The organism is Solibacillus sp. FSL K6-1523 (genome assembly GCF_038005225.1).
Lineage (GTDB): Bacteria > Bacillota > Bacilli > Bacillales_A > Planococcaceae > Solibacillus.
The window spans coordinates 791906-812620 of record NZ_JBBOSU010000001.1; the positions used below are offsets into that span (position 1 = coordinate 791906).

The 20715-nt window shown below is 38.1% G+C and carries 26 protein-coding genes; 18 read left to right on the plus strand and 8 right to left on the minus strand.

Annotated features, from left to right (window positions below; genetic code table 11):
* Positions 1-24: 24 nt before the first annotated feature.
* Entirely contained in the window at positions 25-1833 is a 1809-nt protein-coding gene (pepF, locus tag MHI10_RS03540) for an oligoendopeptidase F (protein ID WP_340782993.1), read from the plus strand.
* A 582-nt stretch (positions 1834-2415) separates the two neighbouring features.
* Here the strand turns inward: pepF and MHI10_RS03545 are convergent.
* The 4 genes from MHI10_RS03545 to MHI10_RS03560 all read right to left on the minus strand — a co-directional run bounded on the left by MHI10_RS03545 (position 2416) and on the right by MHI10_RS03560 (position 5245).
* Complete coding sequence (locus MHI10_RS03545; protein WP_340782994.1) at positions 2416-3222, minus strand: DsbA family protein; 807 nt, start codon at positions 3220-3222, stop codon at positions 2416-2418.
* Positions 3219-3617: a globin domain-containing protein gene (locus tag MHI10_RS03550; RefSeq protein ID WP_340782995.1), complete on the minus strand. Its 399-nt coding sequence runs from the start codon at positions 3615-3617 to the stop codon at positions 3219-3221. The genes MHI10_RS03545 and MHI10_RS03550 overlap by 4 nt, the downstream gene beginning before the upstream one ends.
* 259 nt (positions 3618-3876) lie before the next feature.
* Positions 3877-4635 carry a lytic transglycosylase domain-containing protein gene (locus MHI10_RS03555; protein WP_340782997.1) on the minus strand — a complete coding sequence of 253 codons (759 nt, stop codon included), beginning with the start codon at positions 4633-4635 and terminating at the stop codon, positions 3877-3879.
* 22 nt (positions 4636-4657) lie between these two features.
* The gene (locus MHI10_RS03560; protein WP_340782998.1) at positions 4658-5245 is read right to left on the minus strand and encodes a CYTH domain-containing protein; all 588 of its coding nucleotides are present in this window, start codon (positions 5243-5245) and stop codon (positions 4658-4660) included.
* Positions 5246-5360: 115 nt separating this feature from the next.
* Between MHI10_RS03560 and MHI10_RS03565 the strand changes: the two genes are divergently transcribed.
* The 6 genes from MHI10_RS03565 (at position 5361) to MHI10_RS03590 (ending at position 10477) form a co-directional block, all read left to right on the plus strand.
* Positions 5361-5753, plus strand: a complete 393-nt coding sequence (locus MHI10_RS03565; RefSeq protein ID WP_340782999.1) for a UPF0738 family protein — start codon at positions 5361-5363, stop codon at positions 5751-5753.
* Between the two features lie 86 nt (positions 5754-5839).
* Positions 5840-6520 carry a GTP pyrophosphokinase gene (locus MHI10_RS03570; RefSeq protein ID WP_340783001.1) on the plus strand — a complete coding sequence of 227 codons (681 nt, stop codon included), beginning with the start codon at positions 5840-5842 and terminating at the stop codon, positions 6518-6520.
* Positions 6517-7311, plus strand: coding sequence for an NAD kinase (locus MHI10_RS03575; protein WP_340783003.1), 795 nt, complete (start codon positions 6517-6519; stop codon positions 7309-7311). Before MHI10_RS03570 ends, MHI10_RS03575 begins: the two co-directional genes overlap by 4 nt.
* Before the next feature lie 15 nt (positions 7312-7326).
* Entirely contained in the window at positions 7327-8214 is an 888-nt protein-coding gene (locus MHI10_RS03580) for an RluA family pseudouridine synthase (RefSeq protein WP_340783005.1), read from the plus strand.
* Between the two features lie 518 nt (positions 8215-8732).
* Positions 8733-10109, plus strand: coding sequence for a magnesium transporter (mgtE, locus tag MHI10_RS03585; RefSeq protein ID WP_340783007.1), 1377 nt, complete (start codon positions 8733-8735; stop codon positions 10107-10109).
* A 50-nt stretch (positions 10110-10159) separates the two neighbouring features.
* The gene (locus MHI10_RS03590) at positions 10160-10477 is read left to right on the plus strand and encodes a 4-diphosphocytidyl-2C-methyl-D-erythritol kinase (RefSeq protein WP_340783008.1); all 318 of its coding nucleotides are present in this window, start codon (positions 10160-10162) and stop codon (positions 10475-10477) included.
* Positions 10478-10563: 86 nt separating this feature from the next.
* Here MHI10_RS03590 and MHI10_RS03595 read toward each other — a convergent pair whose 3' ends face one another.
* Entirely contained in the window at positions 10564-11082 is a 519-nt protein-coding gene (locus tag MHI10_RS03595) for a CotY/CotZ family spore coat protein (RefSeq protein WP_340783011.1), read from the minus strand.
* Between the two features lie 148 nt (positions 11083-11230).
* Between MHI10_RS03595 and MHI10_RS03600 the strand changes: the two genes are divergently transcribed.
* The 6 genes from MHI10_RS03600 to MHI10_RS03625 all read left to right on the plus strand — a co-directional run bounded on the left by MHI10_RS03600 (position 11231) and on the right by MHI10_RS03625 (position 14016).
* The gene (locus MHI10_RS03600) at positions 11231-11632 is read left to right on the plus strand and encodes a YhcN/YlaJ family sporulation lipoprotein (protein ID WP_340783014.1); all 402 of its coding nucleotides are present in this window, start codon (positions 11231-11233) and stop codon (positions 11630-11632) included.
* Between the two features lies 1 nt (position 11633).
* Positions 11634-12089: a stage V sporulation protein AC gene (gene spoVAC, locus MHI10_RS03605; RefSeq protein WP_340783015.1), complete on the plus strand. Its 456-nt coding sequence runs from the start codon at positions 11634-11636 to the stop codon at positions 12087-12089.
* A complete protein-coding gene (locus tag MHI10_RS03610) occupies positions 12083-13078 on the plus strand; it encodes a stage V sporulation protein AD (RefSeq protein ID WP_340783017.1) in 996 nt (331 codons plus the stop codon). Before spoVAC ends, MHI10_RS03610 begins: the two co-directional genes overlap by 7 nt.
* A gap of 6 nt (positions 13079-13084) precedes the next feature.
* A complete protein-coding gene (gene spoVAE, locus MHI10_RS03615; protein WP_340783019.1) occupies positions 13085-13450 on the plus strand; it encodes a stage V sporulation protein AE in 366 nt (121 codons plus the stop codon).
* A gap of 57 nt (positions 13451-13507) precedes the next feature.
* Positions 13508-13657, plus strand: a complete 150-nt coding sequence (locus MHI10_RS03620) for a YjcZ family sporulation protein (protein WP_445683206.1) — start codon at positions 13508-13510, stop codon at positions 13655-13657.
* A 110-nt stretch (positions 13658-13767) separates the two neighbouring features.
* The gene (locus MHI10_RS03625; protein ID WP_340783023.1) at positions 13768-14016 is read left to right on the plus strand and encodes a stage VI sporulation protein F; all 249 of its coding nucleotides are present in this window, start codon (positions 13768-13770) and stop codon (positions 14014-14016) included.
* Between the two features lie 58 nt (positions 14017-14074).
* Here the strand turns inward: MHI10_RS03625 and MHI10_RS03630 are convergent, their stop codons facing one another.
* From MHI10_RS03630 to MHI10_RS03640, 3 genes are all read right to left on the minus strand, one after another.
* The gene (locus MHI10_RS03630; RefSeq protein ID WP_340783025.1) at positions 14075-14503 is read right to left on the minus strand and encodes a GNAT family N-acetyltransferase; all 429 of its coding nucleotides are present in this window, start codon (positions 14501-14503) and stop codon (positions 14075-14077) included.
* A 3-nt stretch (positions 14504-14506) separates the two neighbouring features.
* Positions 14507-15022, minus strand: a complete 516-nt coding sequence (locus MHI10_RS03635; protein ID WP_340783026.1) for a 2'-5' RNA ligase family protein — start codon at positions 15020-15022, stop codon at positions 14507-14509.
* Positions 15023-15100: 78 nt separating this feature from the next.
* Complete coding sequence (locus MHI10_RS03640) at positions 15101-15826, minus strand: alpha/beta hydrolase (RefSeq protein WP_340783028.1); 726 nt, start codon at positions 15824-15826, stop codon at positions 15101-15103.
* Positions 15827-16202: 376 nt separating this feature from the next.
* On the opposite strand from MHI10_RS03640, the gene MHI10_RS03645 reads away from it, so the two are divergent.
* The 5 genes from MHI10_RS03645 to MHI10_RS03665 all read left to right on the plus strand — a co-directional run bounded on the left by MHI10_RS03645 (position 16203) and on the right by MHI10_RS03665 (position 20460).
* Positions 16203-16784, plus strand: coding sequence for a phosphatidylglycerophosphatase A family protein (locus tag MHI10_RS03645; protein WP_340783030.1), 582 nt, complete (start codon positions 16203-16205; stop codon positions 16782-16784).
* Positions 16785-16805: 21 nt separating this feature from the next.
* Positions 16806-17453, plus strand: a complete 648-nt coding sequence (locus MHI10_RS03650) for a thermonuclease family protein (protein ID WP_340783032.1) — start codon at positions 16806-16808, stop codon at positions 17451-17453.
* A 319-nt stretch (positions 17454-17772) separates the two neighbouring features.
* On the plus strand, positions 17773-18252 hold the full coding sequence (locus MHI10_RS03655; protein WP_340783035.1) for an Rrf2 family transcriptional regulator: 480 nt from the start codon (positions 17773-17775) through the stop codon (positions 18250-18252).
* A gap of 384 nt (positions 18253-18636) precedes the next feature.
* A complete protein-coding gene (locus tag MHI10_RS03660; protein WP_340783037.1) occupies positions 18637-19980 on the plus strand; it encodes a transposase in 1344 nt (447 codons plus the stop codon).
* Positions 19981-20268: 288 nt separating this feature from the next.
* Positions 20269-20460 carry a hypothetical protein gene (locus MHI10_RS03665; protein ID WP_340783040.1) on the plus strand — a complete coding sequence of 64 codons (192 nt, stop codon included), beginning with the start codon at positions 20269-20271 and terminating at the stop codon, positions 20458-20460.
* The last annotated feature ends 255 nt before the right edge of the window (positions 20461-20715 follow it).

Sequence of the window (20715 nt, forward strand, 5' to 3'; positions counted from 1 at the left end):
TAATAAGGATGGGGGAAATACCGAATGTCTAAAAAAGTATTAACACGTGACGAAGTACCTGAGCATTTAACGTGGGATTTATCTACGATATTTGCGACAGATGATGCTTGGGAAGTGGAATTAAAAGAAGTAGAAAAATTATCAGAGCAAGCCGCCAATTTTAAAGGAAAAGTAGCTGACAGCGCTGAAAGTTTATACAATACGTTGCAGTTTAGTAATCAATTAATGGAGCGTCTGCACAAATTATATGTGTATTCACATTTGAAACACGATCAAGATACAACAAACAGTAAATACCAAGATTTAGACGGTCGTATTCGTTCATCAGCAGCAAAAATGGGTGCGACATGGTCATTTATTACACCGGAAATTTTAGCGTTAGATGAAGCGACATTGGATAGCTATGTAGCGAGCTATGAGCCACTGGAACTGTATAAACAAAGCTTAAAAGAATTAAATTTAGGGCGCCCACATGTATTATCTGCTGAAAAAGAAGAATTACTAGCACAGCTATCCGAAGTGTCTTCTGCATCAGGTAATACATTTAGCGCATTAAATAACGCTGATTTAGAATTCCCGATCATTAAAAATGAGGACGGGGAAGATGTTCAATTAACGCACGGCAACTATATCACGATGTTAGAAAGTGATAATCGTGATGTACGAGAAGCGGCATTTAAGGCAATGTATCAAGTGTATGGTCAATTTAAAAATACATTTGCCACTACGTTGTCTGGCAATGTCAAAGCGCATAATGCGGATGCAAAAATTCGCAATTACGAATCCGCACGCCATGCTGCATTAAGTAATAACTTTATTCCGGAAAAAGTATACGATCAATTAATTTCGACGATTCATGACTTCTTACCAGTAGTGCATCGTTACATTTCATTGCGCAAAAAAGTATTAGGTGTGGATGAGCTGCATATGTACGATTTATTTACACCACTTGTAAAAGAAGTGAAAATGGAAGTAACGTATGATGAAGCGAAAAAGATGATGGTAGACAGCTTTGCGCCACTAGGTAAAGAGTATCAAGCCAGCGTTCAAAAAGGCTTAGATTCTCGCTGGGTAGACGTGTTAGAAAACAAAGGGAAGCGCAGTGGTGCATATTCATCTGGTACATTTGGAACGAATCCATATGTGTTAATGAACTGGCAAAACAACGTCAACAACTTGTATACGTTAGCACATGAGTTTGGCCACAGTATGCATAGTTTCTATTCACGGGCGAATCAACCGTATCCATACGCAGACTATTCCATTTTCGTTGCAGAAGTAGCTTCAACATGCAATGAAGAATTATTATTTGATTATTTAATGAAAACTTTAGATGATGACAAACAAAAAATTTACTTATTAAATCAATGGTTAGATGGATTCCGTGGTACCGTTTTCCGCCAAACAATGTTCGCTGAGTTCGAGCATAAGGTTCATGAAATGGATCGTAATGGTGAGGCGTTAACAGCGGAAAAGTTAACGGAGATTTATTACAACTTAAACAAACAGTATTTCGGTGATGATATAACAGTGGATGAAGAAATTGGCTTAGAATGGGCGAGAATTCCGCACTTCTACTATAACTATTATGTTTACCAATATGCAACGGGGCAATCAGCTGCAACAGCATTAAGCAAGCAAATCTTAGAAGAAGGGCAGCCAGCAGTAGACCGTTATATTAACAACTTCTTAAAAGCAGGTTGCTCAGACTTCCCAATTGAAGTATTAAAAGCTGCTGGTGTTGATATGGAATCACCTGAACCGATTGCACTCGCATGTAAAGTATTTGAAGAGAAATTAACAGAACTAGAAAAGTTATTGTTGAATAATTAAATCGGAAGAAAACACACTGAAATCTCAGTGTGTTTTCTCCTTTGTGAGGAGAAATTCTATTTAAAAACCAAAAATGCTCAATTACTATTTCACAAAGGATATGAAATAGTACAACACATTATATTTATATAGAAAAGTAGTGGTATCAAGGTTTCTTTGTGATATTTTGAAGGGGGAACTTTGTCGAAAAGAGCATATGTGTCATACAAATAGGTGAAAACGCTTACTATATGACGAATTTGTGAAACAATGCAAGATGCATTGAAACAGTTATTATTCTATGATAAAGTAATATACGTGAAATAAATCACATAACAAACATACACCCCTTTGTTTGAACGTGAACATTTCTCCCATCCCCTTTGTGAAAAAGAGACACCCTATCGTCGAGGATAGTGGTGTCTCTTTTGTTTTGAAAAAATGAAAACATATGAAAAAAACAGCTCCCCCCTATTAAAAGGAGTTAGCTGTTAGAATAAATAATTATATAAGAGCGGAACACATGGTTAACATCTTAACGCAAACTAGAAGTATAGCTGAAATAGGCGTAACTCTAAATAAAAACTTGGTGGAAATATTGCCTTATCTTGCACGCCACATTGTAATATCGTCTGTCATAAGGCGCTCTACTTTTTGTTGAAGCATGCGCTTTTTTAATTCGCGTTCTGCAGATGCTTCACTAATTGTATAAATTTCTGCAACTTCAGCTGTTGATAATGTGTTAAAACGGTCGAACAATTTTTCGAGTGGTGGGATAGGTTGACGGATTAACTCTTCTCCGAGCAACTCCTGCAAAATATGCTCATAAACTTCATAAGTATAAGATCCACTCACTTTTAAACCTTCATCCTCAATACGTTCATTGAAAAATACGATACTTGGAACTTCGTCAATTTCCATTTCATTTGTTAAGTGAAGATCGCATTGGAAAGAGCGAGCTGCTTCCTTTGAGCCGAAATCAGTAGTGAATTCATTCATGTCTAGATTCACTTCATGAGCAACTTCAAGTAATGTTGCATGCGAATGAATATTACGCGTATTTAATGCAGCGATTTCTTGTACTTTGTTTAAATAGCGAAAGCCTGCTCGTTTACCTTGTAATTCAGCGGCTTTAATTGCGATAGATGGTAATGCTGGATGTGTAATATCCAATTCTGCTCCTGAAACACACCCTTTAATACGGTTACTAATACTATTTAATGATGTAAGCTCCGTACTGAGAATATATCGACATGTAAAGTAATGTTCATACTCGACCTGTAATTTGCGTAATGTACCTTGCATTGCTAAGGCTTCTGGGCAAAGTGGGTCGATAAAAATATATAACTCTATTGGCTTATTACATGTAGAAGGTGCGATTGATTGTTGTAACAGTTGGACATTATTCACTCAAATCCCTCCTCATCATTCGGAGCGTTGACCATATGGTGAGCAGTTAATGCAAGGCGTTTGAAATAGACTTCGCGGAATTTACCGTCTAAGCCAACTTCATCCATTGCCTCAGCCATACATTCAAGCCATGCCTGTGCACGATCAGGTGTAATTTTAAAATGCATATGTCTAGCGCGCATCATTGGGTGACCATGTTCTTCTGTAAACAGATTAGGGCCTCCAAGATACTGCGTTTGAAATTGTATTTGTTTACGAATTGTTTCAGTTAAATCTTCCGGAAAAATCGGAATAAGTAAAGGGTGCTTCGCCACTCGAGAGTAGAATGCGTTTAATAGTTCAGATAGCTTTTCAGCACCGAGTTCCTCGTAAGGAATCGTATAGTTTCGATTCATTAGTTTTACCCCTTTATGTCGTACTTCGACCATTGATCGAACAAACCATCCTTATGTAAAGGAAAATTCAATTACGCCTTGGCGTAATTGCGTCCAGATTTTTTTCGAGCTTGCTCGAAAAGCTCCCCTAAAAATCTGTGACATCCGCCGGAGGCTTTAATTTGCTACGGCAAATTAAATTTAGGCTATACAATTATTCTAGCAACGTATTTCTGTTTTCTCAAATAAAGTGCCCTAATAAAATTTAAAGTTCGTTCTTTTAAGCTTTGAAATAGCCTAATACCTTTGTTACATAATTTTGTGTTTCTTTAAATGGCGGGATTCCACCGTACTTTTTAACGTTCCCAGGTCCAGCATTATAGGCTGCAAGTGCTGTAGAAATGTCATTGTCAAATTGATCGAGCATTTGACGTAAATATTTTGCGCCGCCCATAATATTTTGTGTAGGGTTTTGACGATCTGTTACGCCCAAATATTTTGCAGTCGTTGGCATGAGTTGCATTAAACCAGACGCGCCAGCAGAACTCATGACATTCGGATTGAAATTCGATTCTTGTTTAATGACAGCCGCAATTAACTTTTCTGGTAAATTATACGTTTCGGCAGCTTGAGTAATGACATCGCGATATTTTTCAGCATTTGCAAGCACATCTGCATAGGCTTGCTGTCCTGTATAGTCTGTCGTGTACGGCGCTAATGGTGATAATACATCGCTGTTACCGATATTTGGATTATTGGAAAATGTTCCAGAACTGTTCAATAAAAATGTGGCTAAATAGGGATTTGTAGAAACTCCCCCTGTCGTAGTCCCATTCGATTGAAGCGTCGATAACAAATCTTGAGAAGAATTGATTGTACCTAATTCGTTAAAAAGATTGGATGTGTTCGTTGATTGCTTTCTTAATAAATCCTCAATGAGCTCGGAAAATAGGGAGGAGCCTGAAGAAAGAGCGTTTGAATTCGTATCATTTTGAGTCGTTAAATTTTGCATGGATTGTAGCTCTAATAACGTTTTCATTGATGTAAGATCCATAAAACACCTAACCTTTCTGATGGTGTAAAGCCGTCATAAAACGCGCGATTTTCTTCGGCGTGGGCTGAGGCTTTATGTCATATTTTAGCAAAAACTGCGAGAAAATATTTTTTCCAAACGCTTCATCATTTGTTTCATATTCTACCTCATAATCTTCACAGTGCAAATAAAAAGAATGATCAAAGACGAGGAGACCCCCTTCATAAGGTAATTCGACACGATCGGTTGTCAGTGTTCCAAAACATTGCAAATCCTGCAAAGGCACTTGTAAATCTTGCAAACGTTCACGAATAGAGGGGGCTGGAAGTGATTGACCAGCTAGCATTTGTTCGGCTTGTTTCGTATTTAATTGTTCCGTTGTCTCTAAATGTTGATGTTCCGCTGTTTTTTCTTTTAATGTACATTCGATATTTTCACTGACCGTTCGAATACGCAAGCCGCTGTGTAAATTTTTTAAGTGCTGTTCTGGTGTGTCGAAATAATGATTAACTTGTCGCTCGATTTGAGTGGCTTCTACGGAAAACTCAAGTAGCAGTCGTTCGTATTGTTCTTTTGTTAGTAAATTTTTAAATTCAATTTCGATTTGTTGGCTCATTTATAATCATCCTTTTTATCATTTTGTTTTTCTTTTTTACTCGTTCGTTTTTCGCATCATACTATTCTATATGGTAAAATAAGAAGAGAATATTTTGAAAAAGGAGTAGTATTCATTGCGTAAATTATATACAATTGAACGGTTTGAAATAATCAATCAAGAACTACACTTTATTTTAAATGAAAAGGAACTACAGATACAATTAGAAGCAACGGGTCAAGTAATTGTGGATTCTGATAATGAGTCTTTTCTTTACATAGTCGAAGAAAACAATGCGTATAGTTACATAAGCTTTTCTAAGGAGCTATGGCCGCAATTATTGCAAATGATTTTAACGAAACAAACACCATATTTAACTTGGAATACTGGTCGAATCGAATTAACGAATTTTGTTGAAGAATTAAACATGTTATTATTTAATATTGAAGGAAATGGGAATTATGGGGAGTTATTTGTAGCAGCAGTTGAACAACAATTTTCCCGATTTTTTGCCCTGAATGAAGTATAATTAACTGAACAAATAAGTAAACAAATGAACGTGGTTGATGAGGTAATAGGGAATTCTCTACTATTTCATGTTAGGAGGTTTTGTAGATGGGACAATGGGATATTTTTTTAAGTCCATACAAACAAGCGGTGGACGAACTGAAGATAAAATTAAAAGGGATGCGATCACAATTTGGTATTACGAACGCGAATTCGCCAATTGAGTTTGTCACAGGAAGGGTAAAACCTTTAGCGAGTATTTATGATAAATCACGTGCTAAAGCGCTACCATTCGAACCATCTGCACATTTAGGAAATGAGCTACAAGATATTGCAGGAATCCGTATTATGTGCCAGTTTGTTGATGATATTGCGACAGTAACCGAGCTAATTCGTCAACGAGATGATCTGAAAGTTATTGAGGAAAAAGATTATATTTCAAATAGCAAACCAAGTGGTTACCGTTCGCATCATATGATTATCGAGTATCCAGTCGAAACGATACAAGGTCGCATTGTCGTCGTGGCAGAAATTCAAATTCGTACACTAGCGATGAATTTTTGGGCATCGATAGAGCATTCATTAAACTATAAATATAAAGGCGTATTTCCTGAAGAAATTAAAAATCGGCTACAAAGTGCTGCCGAGGCTGCTTTCCGCTTAGATGAGGAAATGTCATCTATACGCAGTGAAATTCAAGATGCACAAGCCTATTTCAACGAATTTAAAGAAGTACCAAATCTAGCTATTCATACATCAACGGATAAAAAGGAGCGTGGCAAAGAGTGAAATTTGCAGTTCAATCACGCCGAGATGACCAATCAAATGAATTGATGGAGCTCGCAAAATCATATTTAACAGAATTTGGTTTAATCTTAGATGAAGAAGCCCCAGATATTGTCCTGTCAATCGGTGGAGATGGAACGTTATTGCACGCATTTCATCGCTATTCGAACCGTTTAGATAAAACCGCATTTGTCGGAATTCATACAGGGCATTTAGGATTTTATGCTGATTGGAAGCCTTCAGAACTTGAAAAGCTTGTCCTGTCGATTGCGAAAAAAGAGTTTAATGTTGTTGAATATCCCCTTTTAGAAGTACAAGTGCACCGTAAACATTCAGAATCGAGCGTTTTTTTAGCATTAAATGAAGTAACGATTAAATCACCAGATGTCACGCTTGTGATGGATGTCGAACTGAATGGGGACCATTTTGAACGCTTCCGAGGAGATGGCTTATGTGTTTCAACTCCATCTGGAAGTACGGCTTATAACAAAGCGTTAGGTGGAGCCATTATACATCCAACATTGCAAGCTTTCCAAATTACAGAAATGGCGTCGATTAACAACCGCGTGTTCCGTACGGTAGGGTCTTCACTTGTATTGCCAGCGCACCATAACTGCGCATTGAAGCCGGTGAATGACCAACAATTTAATATGACAGTGGACCATATTAGCATGACTGAAACGGACGTGAAGTCAATTATGTTTAATGTGGCGAATGAACGTGTTCGTTTTGCGCGATTCCGTCCATTCCCGTTCTGGGAGCGCGTGCACGATTCATTTGTTGCGAATGAATAGAACGGACGGAGCCTTATGGATAAAAGATATCAATTACAATTTACAGTACAAGAAGACGGTCAATTACTAAGAGATGCATTAGCGGGTTTTGGTATTTCAAAGCGCACATTAACCGCTGTTAAATTTGATGGTGGAGCTCTTTATGTAAATGGTGAGGAGCGCAATGTTCGGCATCCTTTGAACTGTGGAGATGTTGTGACAATTATTTTCCCACTAGAAGAAGTGAGTGAAGGGCTGTTAGCGGAATATGGTGAACTTGCTATTGTTTATGAGGATGAAGCATTACTTGTCATTAATAAACCCGCTTACATGAGCACAATTCCTTCGAGGGAGCATCCGAGTGGAAGTGTTGCGAACTATGTGCGTGGTTATTTCGGGCAGCAAGGCATAGCATCAACGGTTCATATTGTTACACGTTTGGACCGCGATACGTCGGGTTTAATGATTATTGCCAAACATCGTCACATCCATCATTTACTGAGTGAGCAGCAAAAAAGCGAACAACTTCAGCGTGAGTATGAGGCGATTGTTGAAGGACAAGTTGAAGTAGTAAAACAGTCGATCAAAGCGCCGATTGGAAGAAAAGATACGAGCATTATTGAACGACAAGTAAGCGCAGATGGACAAGCTGCACATACTGATGTAATGGTTTTAAAGCATGGTGATAAAAATTCACATGTGCGATTAAAGCTATACACAGGAAGAACGCATCAAATACGTGTTCATATGGCATATATTGGTCACCCATTAGTAGGAGATGACTTATATGGGGGCTGTCAGCAAGCATTAGATCGTCAAGCGCTTCATTGCGTATTTGTTCAATTTCCACATCCGCTTACAGGTGAAGTCATGACATTTGAAAGTCAATTACCCATCGATTTCATTGCACTTCTAAATAATTGATTATGCACAAACCACCATTTTTATTTTGTTGAATGGTGGTTTTATAGTGGGAAAAAATAAAGCTGAATATGCGTTTCATGTGCTTAGCTAGCTTAAATAACCTACAATGTATTAGAAATGATATGGGCAAATCGAAATTGTTTTACCCATATGTACTTAAGCTCGCATAACATGTTAACTTGATTCTGCAAATTCATTTGTACCGTAAGCAGAGCGATAGGTACAGAAGTCTCCTACTTCTAAAAGTGGAGATTCAAACCTAGCTGAATTGGGGAACAAAGGCTAAACCCGTCACGTCCTGTGACAACGCCTTTGTGACCAACATCGTGTTGACCCAAGCCCCGGCGGATGTCACAGATTTTTTAGGGGAGTTTTTCGAGCGAGCTCGAAAAAATCTGGACGCAATTACGCCGAGGCGTAATTGATTAATGCACCAATGGCAAAAAGTTACTTGACGTGAGTCTACATTACGTACTAGAATAATGCGTCATCAAAAAAACGAGAGGAGGGGAACAAGCATGATAGAAGAAAAATCCACAAATATGGAAGCCCAATATGATAGAGAATTATTACGGATACTATTAGTAGAAGAAAATATTGAAGTATTTCGTGAACATTTTTTAGTACTTCACCCGTATGATCAAGCCCAGTTTTATGAAGAGGTGGGACCAGACATACGACAGATCATCTATCGCTTTTTATCCCCTCAAGAAATGGCAACCATTTTTGAAGCAATTGAGCTAGATGATGATGAATATGAAAGTTTCTTAAATGAGATGGATACAGCATACGGTGCTGCGATGTTAAGCTTTATGTATGCGGATGATGCCGTTGACGTCTTAAATGAATTAGATAATGAACAACGTGAAAGCTATTTAGAAATGATGGATAGCGAAACGGCTGAAGAGATTAATGAATTATTAGGTTACGAAGAATATACAGCGGGTGCCATTATGACAACAGAGTATGTTTCGATTTTAGAAACATCTACTGTGCGCTCGGCTATGGCTGTTCTCCGTAAAGAGGCACCAACTGCAGAAACGATTTATTATATATTTGTTGTCAATAATGCCCATCAATTAACGGGTGTTATGTCGTTACGTGATTTAATTATTGCCAATGAAGATACACTCATTCGTAACATTATGAGCGATCGTGTTGTATCGGTAAAAGTGACGGATGATCAAGAAGGCATCGCGCTTATTATGAAAGATTATAACTTTTTAGCGATTCCCGTTATTAATGATAAACGTGAATTACAAGGAATTATTACAGTCGACGATATTATTGATGTTATCGATGAAGAAGCTGAGGACGATTACTCCAAATTAGCGGGTATTTCGGATATGGATGATATCGATGCAGGTCCAATAAAAGCAGCTAGAAAACGATTGCCATGGCTTATTATTTTGTTATTTTTAGGAATGTTTACGTCCAGCTTAATGGGGATTTTTGAAGCGACATTGGATAAAGTGGCATTACTTGCAACATTTATTCCGCTCATTTCAGGAACATCCGGAAATAGTGGCACACAAGCACTTGCTGTAGCTGTTCGTGGTATTGCAACAGGAGATATTGGTGGGAAAAGTAAGTTTAAGCTTGTTTTACGCGAGCTCGGCACAGGGGTCATTATGGGAATTGTAAGTGGTGCACTTGTTGTCGGTGTTATTTTTATTTGGAAACAGTCTTTAATGATCGGATTATTAGTAGGCGCGGCTATTTGTTGCTCGATTATTGTGGCAACGCTAGCAGGATCATTTATCCCATTATTAATGCATAAAATGGGGGTCGATCCAGCTGTTGCATCGGGGCCTTTTATTACAACATTAAATGATGTAACGAGTATTTTAATTTACTTAGGTTTAGCTTCTACGTTTATTAGTCAAATTATGTAACGAACAGGTTGGGTATCTATTGCATATTGTAAGAAAAAAGGATGTGTAAAGTGGAATTTCATCCGTTACTCTTTATTGATACGCCGAGTTTTTACCGCGAGTCGATTGAAGTTGAAGAAAGTACGTCTATTTACGAACTAATATCTACTCCCCCTAAAAAAATTCAAAACGCATTAATTGCAAAGCAACTTCATTTTTTTTCAAGACCCTCGAAAGACCCCCGACCTTTAATGATTGTTTTAAAGTCAGGTGAAAAAATTGTTGCCTCAATCGAACAGTTGAATGAATGTGATGTAAAATTACAATGCTTTGATAGCGTACGAATCATTGATGGCAATGATATAGTAGCAATTTATAGTTCTTCATAAAAAAATGGGAAGCCTTTGGTGGGGCTTCCCATTTTTGCACGTTTAAGTGAAATATTTAATCATAAGTGAATGACTTTGGTTCGTGATTAGTTACAAATTCCAAGATTTACGTCAGCGATACATTGCACTGCACAGAAACAATCAAGATCAACCGTAATACAGCTATCTGATGGAGCAAAATGAACTACTTCACACACTTTACGCATGTTAATTTCACAACCGTGGTCATGTAATAATTGTACAGGGTGCTTGCAATCGTCTAAAGGAATAAGTACACGTAATGTTGCACAGCAACTATCGAATACATCCTCTACGCGGAAATAAATTGATGTACAAACGTCGTCGCATTCCATTTCAGTCGAGCTAAATGTTGAGAAGAACGGACATCCTGATTTTGTCAATAGTGTAAATACACGCGTATCAGCAGAATGACGCGCTGGACTAACGATGCCTCCTAGTGGTTCTAAGAAACAGCTCGTTGTACAACCTGAACATTCATTTTGCGTTGCTGCATTTTGAATTTCTAGAATAGAGCGCACAACTTCACATACACAACCGCGTTTTGATGATTGACCACCAGATTCATTACCTCTTCCACATCCCATAAATTTCACCTCCATTCAATCTTAAATTCTCTCTACAATATGACCAATGTGAAAAATGGCTCGGGCGATTGTATTGTTCTGTAGTTAATGAATAAATAAAAATTGGAAAGGCAATACTTTGATAAAAGATTTGAAAAGGGGGATCTCATTGCGAAAATGGTTTGTCGTAGTATGTTTTGTTTTATTGTTAGTTGGCTGTGGTGAGCGAGAAAAGGTTTTCGTATATCAATCTGTAAACGATGAAAAGAATAAGCAGGAAGTTCAGCATTTATTGAAAGAAGCAAAAGCCATTGACGAGGCGAATGTTATTTTCTTAAATGATGAGTTAGTTGTAGCGATGCAGGTGAAGCCATTGGAAAAATGGCATCGCAAAAAAGTAGAAGAAAGCTGGAAACGAAAACTAGAGGAAAAATTTACGAATCTGAATGTGACCGTTTCGACGGATTTTAAATTATTTTGGGAAACCTCTAAGATTATGGAAAATCAGGATCAACAAGCCGTTCATGAGAAAATACAACATCTGAAAAAGTTAGCGAAGGAGGAAACGTAATTTGAAAGAGCAACAATATAACACACTAAAGGATCAACTATCCCCACCTACCCCTTATGGACTTAATTTATTAAAAGCGTTTGGTGTAGGTGGAATCATTTGTACGATTGGACAAGGGATATCTTTCTTTTACATGATTTTCTTCGATTTTACAGAACGAACAGTGGGCAATCCAACCGTTGCTACAATGGTATTTATCGCCATGATTTTAACGGGCTTTGGATTATATCGTAAGCTCGGTCAGTTTGCAGGGGCAGGAAGTGCAGTACCTGTAACAGGATTTGGAAATGCTGTAATTTCAGCGGCCATTGAACATAAATCAGAAGGGCTTGTGCTCGGTGTGGGCGGAAATATGTTTAAGCTCGCAGGTTCGGTTATTTTATTTGGAACAGTATCCGCATTTTTCGTTGCGCTTATTAAATTAATTTTAGTAACGGTAGGTGTAGCCTCATGGTAATTATTTTCGAGTCGAGACCGTCGATATTAGCAGCCGCCGCAATTGTGGGTCCTTTGGAAAAGCAGAGTGTATTTCATTCTTATTTTGATAAAGTTCTTACAGATGAACGGTCACATAAAAATACGAATGAACAAGGGCATATGTTACTTATTTCAGAAGCATGTCAAGTTATTTTAAAGAAATCTAAATTGAATAATTTGGATATCGATTATTTTTTAGGTGGCGATTTGATTAATCAGATGACACCTACGAATTTTGCGGCAAGGGAATTAGCTGTTTCATTTATTGGTTTATTTTCAGCGTGTGCGACATCGGTTTCGTCGGTCATTATCGCGGCTTTACTGACGGAGCTTGGTGCTAGTGAATTTGCGATTGCTGGTGCTTCTAGTCAGCACAATGCGGTAGAACGGCAATTTCGTTATCCTGTTGCTTATGGATCCCAAAAACCAGCAACTGCTCAATGGACAGTAACGGGAGCAGGATTTGCACTTGTAGGAAAGCATCATGATGAATATCCTTTTATCGAAGCTGCGACGATTGGAAAGGTAGTTGACTTTGGTGCAACCGATCCGTTTCATATGGGAGGCGCAATGGCACCAGCTGCATTTGAAACAATCCAAGCCCATTTAAAAAAGCGCGGTCAAAAAGTTCAAGATTATGATGTTATTATGACAGGAGATTTAGGGAAAATTGGCTTGAAAATATTGAAGGCCATGTTTGCTCAAAGTGGGGTTGCGAAGGAGGATTTGGCGAGATTTCGTGATGCGGGTGCGGAATATTATGGCGAAGATTCCGCATTCCAAGCGGGTGCTAGTGGGCCGGGCTGTTCGGCAACGGTGTACTTTAGCTATTTACTTGAACAATTTAAAAGTGGACGCTATAAAAAAGCGTTGCTTGTCGCAACGGGTGCATTGCTTTCCCCTTTATCATTCCAACAAGGCGAAACAATACCTTGTACGGCACATGCGATAGAAATTGGAATGGGGTGATCGACCATGGAAATTACATTTTTATTTGCTTTTATAGTAGGTGGAGTTATTTGTATGATTGGTCAATTGCTAATGGATGTTGCCAAGTTAACACCCGGACATACATTATCAATCTTAGTTGTATGTGGCGCCATTTTAGACGGTTTGGGATTGTACGAGCCACTTATTGATCTTGCTGGTGCTGGTGCTACAATACCCATTACATCTTTTGGAAATTCATTGACACACGGAGCGATGGCAGAAGCAGAAAAGCATGGATGGATTGGCGTATTAACTGGCATGTTTGAAGTGACAAGCTCAGGAATTAGTGCAGCCATCATTTTTGGTTTTATCGCGGCCTTTATTTTTAAGTCAAAAGGAAAAGTAGACTAGACGATAACCCTCTTTTTATTATTTTGTTGTGCATACACTACAAAATAGGAAGGAGGGATTTTTGTGTCCGGGTATGGAGGTTGGCAACAACAGTGTTGCAATTATGAGTCACCAGCATATAACTACTGTAACAATAACAGCGGAACTTTCGTTTTAATCGTAGTATTATTCATCTTACTTATTATTGTTGGTAGCGTATTTATTTAACTTAATTTAGTGGGGATTAAAGCTCCAGTGGATGTCACGGAATTTTCCGAGTATACTCGGAAAATTCTGGACTGAAGCTAGATAAGGCGTAATGGATAGGAGAGACTTAGATGGATAAATCGTTTTTTAAAAAAGTAGAAAATAAAACAGGACTGAGCATTGATGAAATTATGAATTTAGCGAATGCCCTTACGCACGCGGATTTTACCGATGAAAGGCAAGTTCGGAAAATTGTTAAAAAGGTAAGTCAAATTGCTAATAAACCAATCACAAAAGAAATGGAAGAAAAAATTGTGCAATCGATTGTAAAAGATGGACACTCTTTAGATTTCAGTAAAATTGAAAAGTTAATGCGTTAAAAAAAGGATGTTTAATCGTGCAAAAGCACATTAAACATCCTTTTCTTAAAATGTATTTTTAAAGATTCTTTTCCATGGCACGATGTGGGATACCAGCATCCATAAATTCGGGTGATGTTACGGTATAGTTTAGCTTTTCGTAAAAGGGTACAGCATAAGACTGTGCATTTAATTTCAAGTTTTTAAAATTAAGAGCACTCGCATGTTGCTCGACTGTGTCCATAATTAATGCACCAAGACGCTTGCCTCGGTAATGACTAAGTACACAAACACGCTCAACCTTCCCGATTTTTGGTTCGATTTCTCGAAGACGGGCAGCAGCGATTGTTTGATCACCTTCATTGACGATGAAATGAATAGCTGTTTCATCATGCTCATCGAGTTCTAGGCTAAGAGGAACCCCTTGCTCGTTCACGAAAACCTCTTTACGAATCGAAAAAGCACGATTTCGGTCATCCACAGTTGTAACTAATTTTACTTCAAACACTTGTTACTCAGCTCCAGTCAATTTATATGTTTCGTATGTTGTCCAAGAGCCATCTTCAAGTTGGTAGAGCAAATGGAAGCGATCCACAACGTCATGCTCATCAACACCAATCATGCGTAATTGACCAAAAATATCATCATGCTCTGAAGCCGTTAATTTTTGGGCAATTGTAATATGTGGTGAAAAGACATGCTTAGATGTACCAATGTTCAACTTTTCTTGAATCGTTTTGTGCAAACTTTCCAATTGTGAAGTAGGCTCGATACGGAAATATAGTGTATTTGTTGTTGGATAAAATGAACTAATTCGTGAAGCATGAATTTGTAAAGGCGCAAACTTTGTAGAAATTTCTTGTAAGTGTTTAGAAATTTCATCAATTTGAGACGCATCTGCATCAAACGCATCTTTTAATGTAAAGTGCGGTGTAACTAAAGAATAGTGTGGATCATAACGTTTACGATACGTGTTGGCTAAATCTTGTATTTTTTTTGATGGAAATGCAATAATACCATATTTCAAATTCATTACCCCCTAGAAGTTTTTCGCTATTATCCTTTCATTATAACAGAAAATTTCTACAATAAACATTTACAATGTTCATGAACCTAAAATTTTCGTTAATGCGCGCTTTAGATCAGGCTTCCAAGTTTTCCAAGTATGGTCACCGTCTACTTCTTCATAAAACGTTTCGATACCGCGTTCTACAAAGAGATCATGCATTGCGCGATTTGGTGTTAAGAAGTCTTTTGCAACCGGATTATTTGGAAAACGGACTTCATTTTCACGCAAGCCAATGGTATGATAAGTAGCTAGTAAATCTGGGCTTTTTGCGTCACGAACTGTTTGCAGCACATGTTCATCTACATAAGGGGATTGTAAAATGGCTTTCCCGAAAATATTAGGATAATGTAACGCTGTTAATAATGAAATCGTTGCAGCCATTGAGTCTCCCATGAGTGTGCGCCCCGAGCCCATTTGATGCGTCGTGAACTCTTCATCTAAATATGGAACGAGTTCATGTGCTAAAAACCGCATATATGCTTCGAATTGGTCGCCCGATGGAATATATTTGCGTCGTCGATCGGCAGCATCTTTATAGGGTACACCCACAATGATAACGTTTTCAATTATGTAATCGTCAATTAATTCGTCAGCTAATCGAGGAATTCCACCTAATTGAAAGTAATCTCTACCATCTGATGTGATTAAAATGTTATATTCGTATAGCGGAGAATAGTTTGCTGGAATGTAAATAAGTAAATCCAATTCTTCTTTTAAAGAATGGCTATAAAACGTAATATCTTTTACTGTCCCTTTTTCCAAAATAGTCACTCCTGTTCTGTGATTGTATCGAAATTGTATCACAAAGAAAAATAAAGGTGTAATATAGAGGATGGACAATCAATTACGCCTCGGCGTAATTGCGTCCAGATTTTTTTCGAGCTTGGGCCCACAGGTCGTGGGTCAGTCAGCCGTTGTCACACGATGTGACGTTTTTAGGCTGACTTCCTCTTTAAAAGCTCCCCTTAAAATCTGTGACATCCGCCGGGGGCTTGGGCCAACACGATGTTGGTCACTTAGGCGTTGCCACACGATGTGGCGTTCTTAGCCTAAGTTCCTCTGATTCAGCTGGGGTTTGAACCCCGACTGAATCAAGTTAAATAATTATGATAAATATAATAAAAGTGAGGAATTACACATGTCTAATAAAAGAGTTCGAGTTCATTCTGATGAGGTAACGAAAGCAACTCATGAAGCGTTATTGCGTCGTCATGTAACAATTGAAGATATTGCAGAAATTGTTCATATTATGCAGTCTCCATATAATGAAGGTTTAACAATAGAACATTGTGTGCAATCGGTAGAGCGCGTATTAAATAAACGTGAAGTTCAACATGCGGTGTTAGTTGGAATTGAGTTGGATGAATTAGCGGAGAAAAATATGCTTTCTGCACCATTACAAGCAATCATTGAATCTGATGAAGGATTATTTGGTGTAGATGAAACATTAGCTTTAGGTTCGGTATTTACGTATGGTAGTATCGCGGTGACGACTTTTGGGCATTTAGATAAGCAAAAAATCGGCATTATTGAAAAGTTAGATACGAAAGCGGGCAATTCTGTTAATACTTTCTTAGATGATTTAGTAGGTAGTATTGCGGCTTGCGCGGCATCACGAATTGCTCACCGTATGCGTGATTTAGAAGAGGAAGGCGAAACATTTGCTGATATCCCTCCAGTAGAATTAGGTCCAACAACGAAACCAAAAAATGAAATCTAAGTGATCGAAAGGATTTACCGTATGAAGTTAAAAGATATTAAAACACTCATTACTAGTGGGACGATTATTTTAGCAGTTGGGTTATATTTAGTTTTTGCTAAACCAACTGATGAACAACCGCCAACAAATGACGGCGCTCAAAATAATATAGTATCACAAGAACAAAAACATTATAGTATTACGCCTGAACTCGCAATGAACGAAACAGGAAAGCAACTAATTGACGTAGAGTTTATTGCAGCGAATGATGGCGATACAATGAGTGTTAAAATGGATGGGCAAAAGCAGCGTGTCCGTTTATTGATGATTGATACACCTGAAATGAATTACGATAAGGGCGATCCAATGCCTTATGCAGAGGCGGCAAAACAATTAACAACGCAATTGCTAGAAGATGCCAAATCGGTTCAGCTATTGTTCGATAAGGGACCAGAAACAGATAAGTATGATAGATTGTTAGCCTATGTTTTTGTTGATGGCGTTAGCTTGCATGAAGTTTTATTAAATGAAGGACTTGCAGCAGTACGCTATGTGAATAAACCAAATAACTCTTTAGAAGATGAGCTACGTGAAATTCAACAACAGGCAGAAGCAAAAAAGCTAAATATTTGGGCATATCCTAACTATTTACAAAGAGACGGCTTCCACCCGGAAGAAGTTAATAAATAATAGATTTAGTTTCTAGGATATCTCACGTATGTACCAGCAAAACACCTTTATATTGATTAATGGGTTTACAATACCTGTTTTTCAATGAAAGGTGTTTTTTTTTCTTATTTTGATCATTTAGTGCGTAAACAAGTTTGGTTATTTGGAATTTCATATGGATCGCCATTCGTCAGGTGTACAAATTATGTACCTTAGATTAGGGCGGTATAATAAAATTTACTTTAATAAGAAAATGAGTTAAACTAACGTGGATAATAAATATCTACGTTAGTTGCGAATGTTTGATGGAAGAAAGTATTAATGGTGGGAGGTGATTTTTATGCAGATGAAAACCGGAGTTGAACAATCTGTTTACGCCATTTTAATCCTTAATATGTTACCAGATAAGGCGGTAATACCGGGCGAAGCAATTAGCCAACAATTAGATGCATCACCAACGTATTTTCAAAAATTACTCCGAAAGTTAGTAAGTGCGGACTTGATTACTTCTGTGCCAGGGGTTAAAGGCGGATTTAAATTAAAGAGAAAACCTGAAGACATTCGAGTTTACGATATTTATCTTGCAATTGAAGGCCAACAATCACTGTATTCCTCAAGTGGTATTTTGCATGGTATGTTTGAATTAGAAGAGGAAGATTGTGGCTGCTTGTTAACGAATTTAATGGCAGAAGCCGAGTCCTCTTGGCAATTTGTGTTAAAGCGCGAAACAATGGCGTCATTATATGAAGAAATAAATATAAAGTACCCATCAAAAGTGAAATTACTACAAGAATGGGTTAAGGAAAAAATGGTTTTATAAGAAAAGAAGTTTCCGAGTAGGTGAAATAAATATGGATAAATTGTAATCGCATAATGGTTTTGTACGAACATTTAAAGAAAATAAATTGACGCTTGGTCTTTCATTTCCATCGGAGTTGTCATCGGGCAAATTTCAAACAATGGACTTGGCACAACAAATAGTACTGGCAAAACAAGCGGAAGAACTCGGGTTTGCTTCATTGTTTGTGAGGGATTCACCACTTTATTATTTTCCGACAGAAGACTCCCACTTCAAGGAATGTGCAGGGCATAGCCCAATAAGTAAGTGGGAGATGAATGTCGGTAGGCGGTAGCCTAAATTTCTTACTTCCATTTACGAACGTATATTCCATTTGATAGAATGAAAGAAAAGGAGGTGAACAATATGTCAAGGAAGAAAGCCGTTAAAGTGTTACGTAAAAAGAAGAAACTTAATAATATTCAACGTCTTACGCAGAAACAAAACATCGGAAGGTCTCAATTAACAGCGAAAGAGTTTCGTTTGCTCCAGCGGATGACGCACAGCTCGAAAGCATTGAGAAATGTTGGGTTATATACAATCAAGCAAAGCTTCTTAAATGAGAATCGAATGGCAACTACGAAGGAAATAGACGCTGCCATGAAGCAGGACATTAACTATTGGGGTATTCAATCGAACTCTGTGCAGGCGATTCGCAGAACATTACTAAGCGAGACCAAAAGTTTCTTCAAAGCACTCGAAGCATGGAAAAAAGACCCCAGCAAGTTTACGGGCCGACCGCAGTTTCCGAATTATTCAGGGGCTACGGAAAAACGGATCATCGAAATCTACCAAGTTCCGAAAATAGACAAAAATGGGTATTGGTCGATTCCGATGAATGTTGCATTTCGAAAACGTTTTGGCTCGATTAAGATTCGGATGCCTAAAAACTTACTACAAAGAAAAATCTCCTACATTGAAATCGTACCGAAGCAAAACGGTTGGTTCTTTGAGGTGCATTACACGTATGAAGTGCAAGCAGCTCAAATGAAAAAGCAATCCACGACCACAACAAATGCATTAAGTTGCGATTTAGGTGTAGATCGATTCATGAGTTGTGCAACGAATGTTGGCGATACATTCCTAATTAATGGGAAGAAGTTGAAATCCATTAACCAATACTTCAACAAGGCGATTAGTGAGCTCCAACAACGAAATATCAAAAATGGGATTTCAAAGCGGGTTGTCACGAATCAATTGGCTAAACTATGGAGGAAGCGAAACAACCAGATAAACGGCTACATCTCTCAAGCAGTAGGCTTATTATTCAAGAAAATCAAAGCGTTGAACATTGATACAATTATTGTCGGGTATAACGAAGGGTGGAAGCAAAACAGCAACATCGGTAAAAAGAATAACCAACACTTCGTTCAGTTTCCGTTCAACAAATTGATAAGTGCCATCGAAAATAAGTGCTTAAAGGAAGGCATCCGCTTTGTCAAACAGGAAGAAAGCTACACATCGAAGGCAAGCTTTCTGGATAAAGATGAACTCCCTGTCTGGTCCCCTCACGACAAGAGAAAGTATGTATTTAGCGGGAAGCGAGTGAATCGTGGGCAATACCAAGCGCTATCAGGAGAGTGTATTCATGCCGACGTCAACGGAGCATTCAATATTTTGAGGAAATCAAACATCGTGAATCTGGACGAGCATTTTAAAATTAAAAATCCGTTCGTACTCGAAGTTCAAAAACGTAAAACCGCTGCATAAGCACGGTCTAGTGGGTGCGTCAACCATCCTTGTGTACTCGACTTGTCGGGGCTTGTAGCACACGCCAGCAATGCTGGGTGGTGGCATCTTTCGCAATAGGAAAGAACTGCTCTTTTTCGGAAGGGTGGTGCAAGTGGGCAAGCGATCATTCATCGCCAAGCCCAACCAAAAACAGTATTTGGGGAGCGTCTTTTGGATGCTTGTCACACAGAACGTCAAATTGGGCAAGGAAGACCTGTGTGATAAACTCAAGCCCCCACTGAAAAGCTTCATCTCAGTGGGGGTATGTTGACGCAAGGAAAGATTGGGCAAGTTTTAACTCCTAAAGAAGCGCATAATTATCCATTAACAGAAATGGACCGGATGATTATTCAAGAAAGTCGTAAAATTCCTTTAGTAGGATCTGCGAAAGAAATTGCAACAATATTACAAGAAGAGCAAGCGTATTACGGATTTGATTTAATAACAGGGTTACAATAAAAAGTCATGAAATATGATTTTTTATTGTAGCCTTTTTATTTTTTATGAATTACACAAACTTGAAATTGGTGATATTTATGGGATGGACAGATAGAACAGCCGTCTGCAGTAGACTCTTTAGAATGATGTAGTAAATATTACAAATTAGTGAAAATTATTCTCAATTAAGCTATAATTCCTAGTGAAAGAGAGGCAAGTCAATTGTGTAACAAATTAGTTTATGGCATGCTAGACAATGGAATGAATGATCGTTTT

Excerpts from the sequence above, each read along its gene's own strand:
- MHI10_RS03625 (WP_340783023.1), top strand. The coding sequence starts at position 13,768 with ATGGATAAATCGTTTTTTAAAAAAGTAGAAAATAAAACAGGACTGAGC.
- MHI10_RS03555 (WP_340782997.1), bottom strand. The coding sequence starts at position 4,635 with ATGAAAACGTTATTAGAGCTACAATCCATGCAAAATTTAACGACTCAA.
- MHI10_RS03610 (WP_340783017.1), top strand. The coding sequence starts at position 12,083 with ATGGTAATTATTTTCGAGTCGAGACCGTCGATATTAGCAGCCGCCGCA.
- MHI10_RS03595 (WP_340783011.1), bottom strand. The coding sequence starts at position 11,082 with ATGGGATGTGGAAGAGGTAATGAATCTGGTGGTCAATCATCAAAACGC.
- pepF (WP_340782993.1), top strand. The coding sequence starts at position 25 with ATGTCTAAAAAAGTATTAACACGTGACGAAGTACCTGAGCATTTAACG.
- MHI10_RS03570 (WP_340783001.1), top strand. The coding sequence starts at position 5,840 with ATGGGACAATGGGATATTTTTTTAAGTCCATACAAACAAGCGGTGGAC.
- spoVAE (WP_340783019.1), top strand. The coding sequence starts at position 13,085 with ATGGAAATTACATTTTTATTTGCTTTTATAGTAGGTGGAGTTATTTGT.
- mgtE (WP_340783007.1), top strand. The coding sequence starts at position 8,733 with ATGATAGAAGAAAAATCCACAAATATGGAAGCCCAATATGATAGAGAA.
- MHI10_RS03650 (WP_340783032.1), top strand. The coding sequence starts at position 16,806 with ATGAAGTTAAAAGATATTAAAACACTCATTACTAGTGGGACGATTATT.
- MHI10_RS03580 (WP_340783005.1), top strand. The coding sequence starts at position 7,327 with ATGGATAAAAGATATCAATTACAATTTACAGTACAAGAAGACGGTCAA.
- MHI10_RS03645 (WP_340783030.1), top strand. The coding sequence starts at position 16,203 with ATGTCTAATAAAAGAGTTCGAGTTCATTCTGATGAGGTAACGAAAGCA.
- MHI10_RS03550 (WP_340782995.1), bottom strand. The coding sequence starts at position 3,617 with ATGAATCGAAACTATACGATTCCTTACGAGGAACTCGGTGCTGAAAAG.
- MHI10_RS03660 (WP_340783037.1), top strand. The coding sequence starts at position 18,637 with ATGTCAAGGAAGAAAGCCGTTAAAGTGTTACGTAAAAAGAAGAAACTT.
- MHI10_RS03655 (WP_340783035.1), top strand. The coding sequence starts at position 17,773 with ATGCAGATGAAAACCGGAGTTGAACAATCTGTTTACGCCATTTTAATC.
- MHI10_RS03560 (WP_340782998.1), bottom strand. The coding sequence starts at position 5,245 with ATGAGCCAACAAATCGAAATTGAATTTAAAAATTTACTAACAAAAGAA.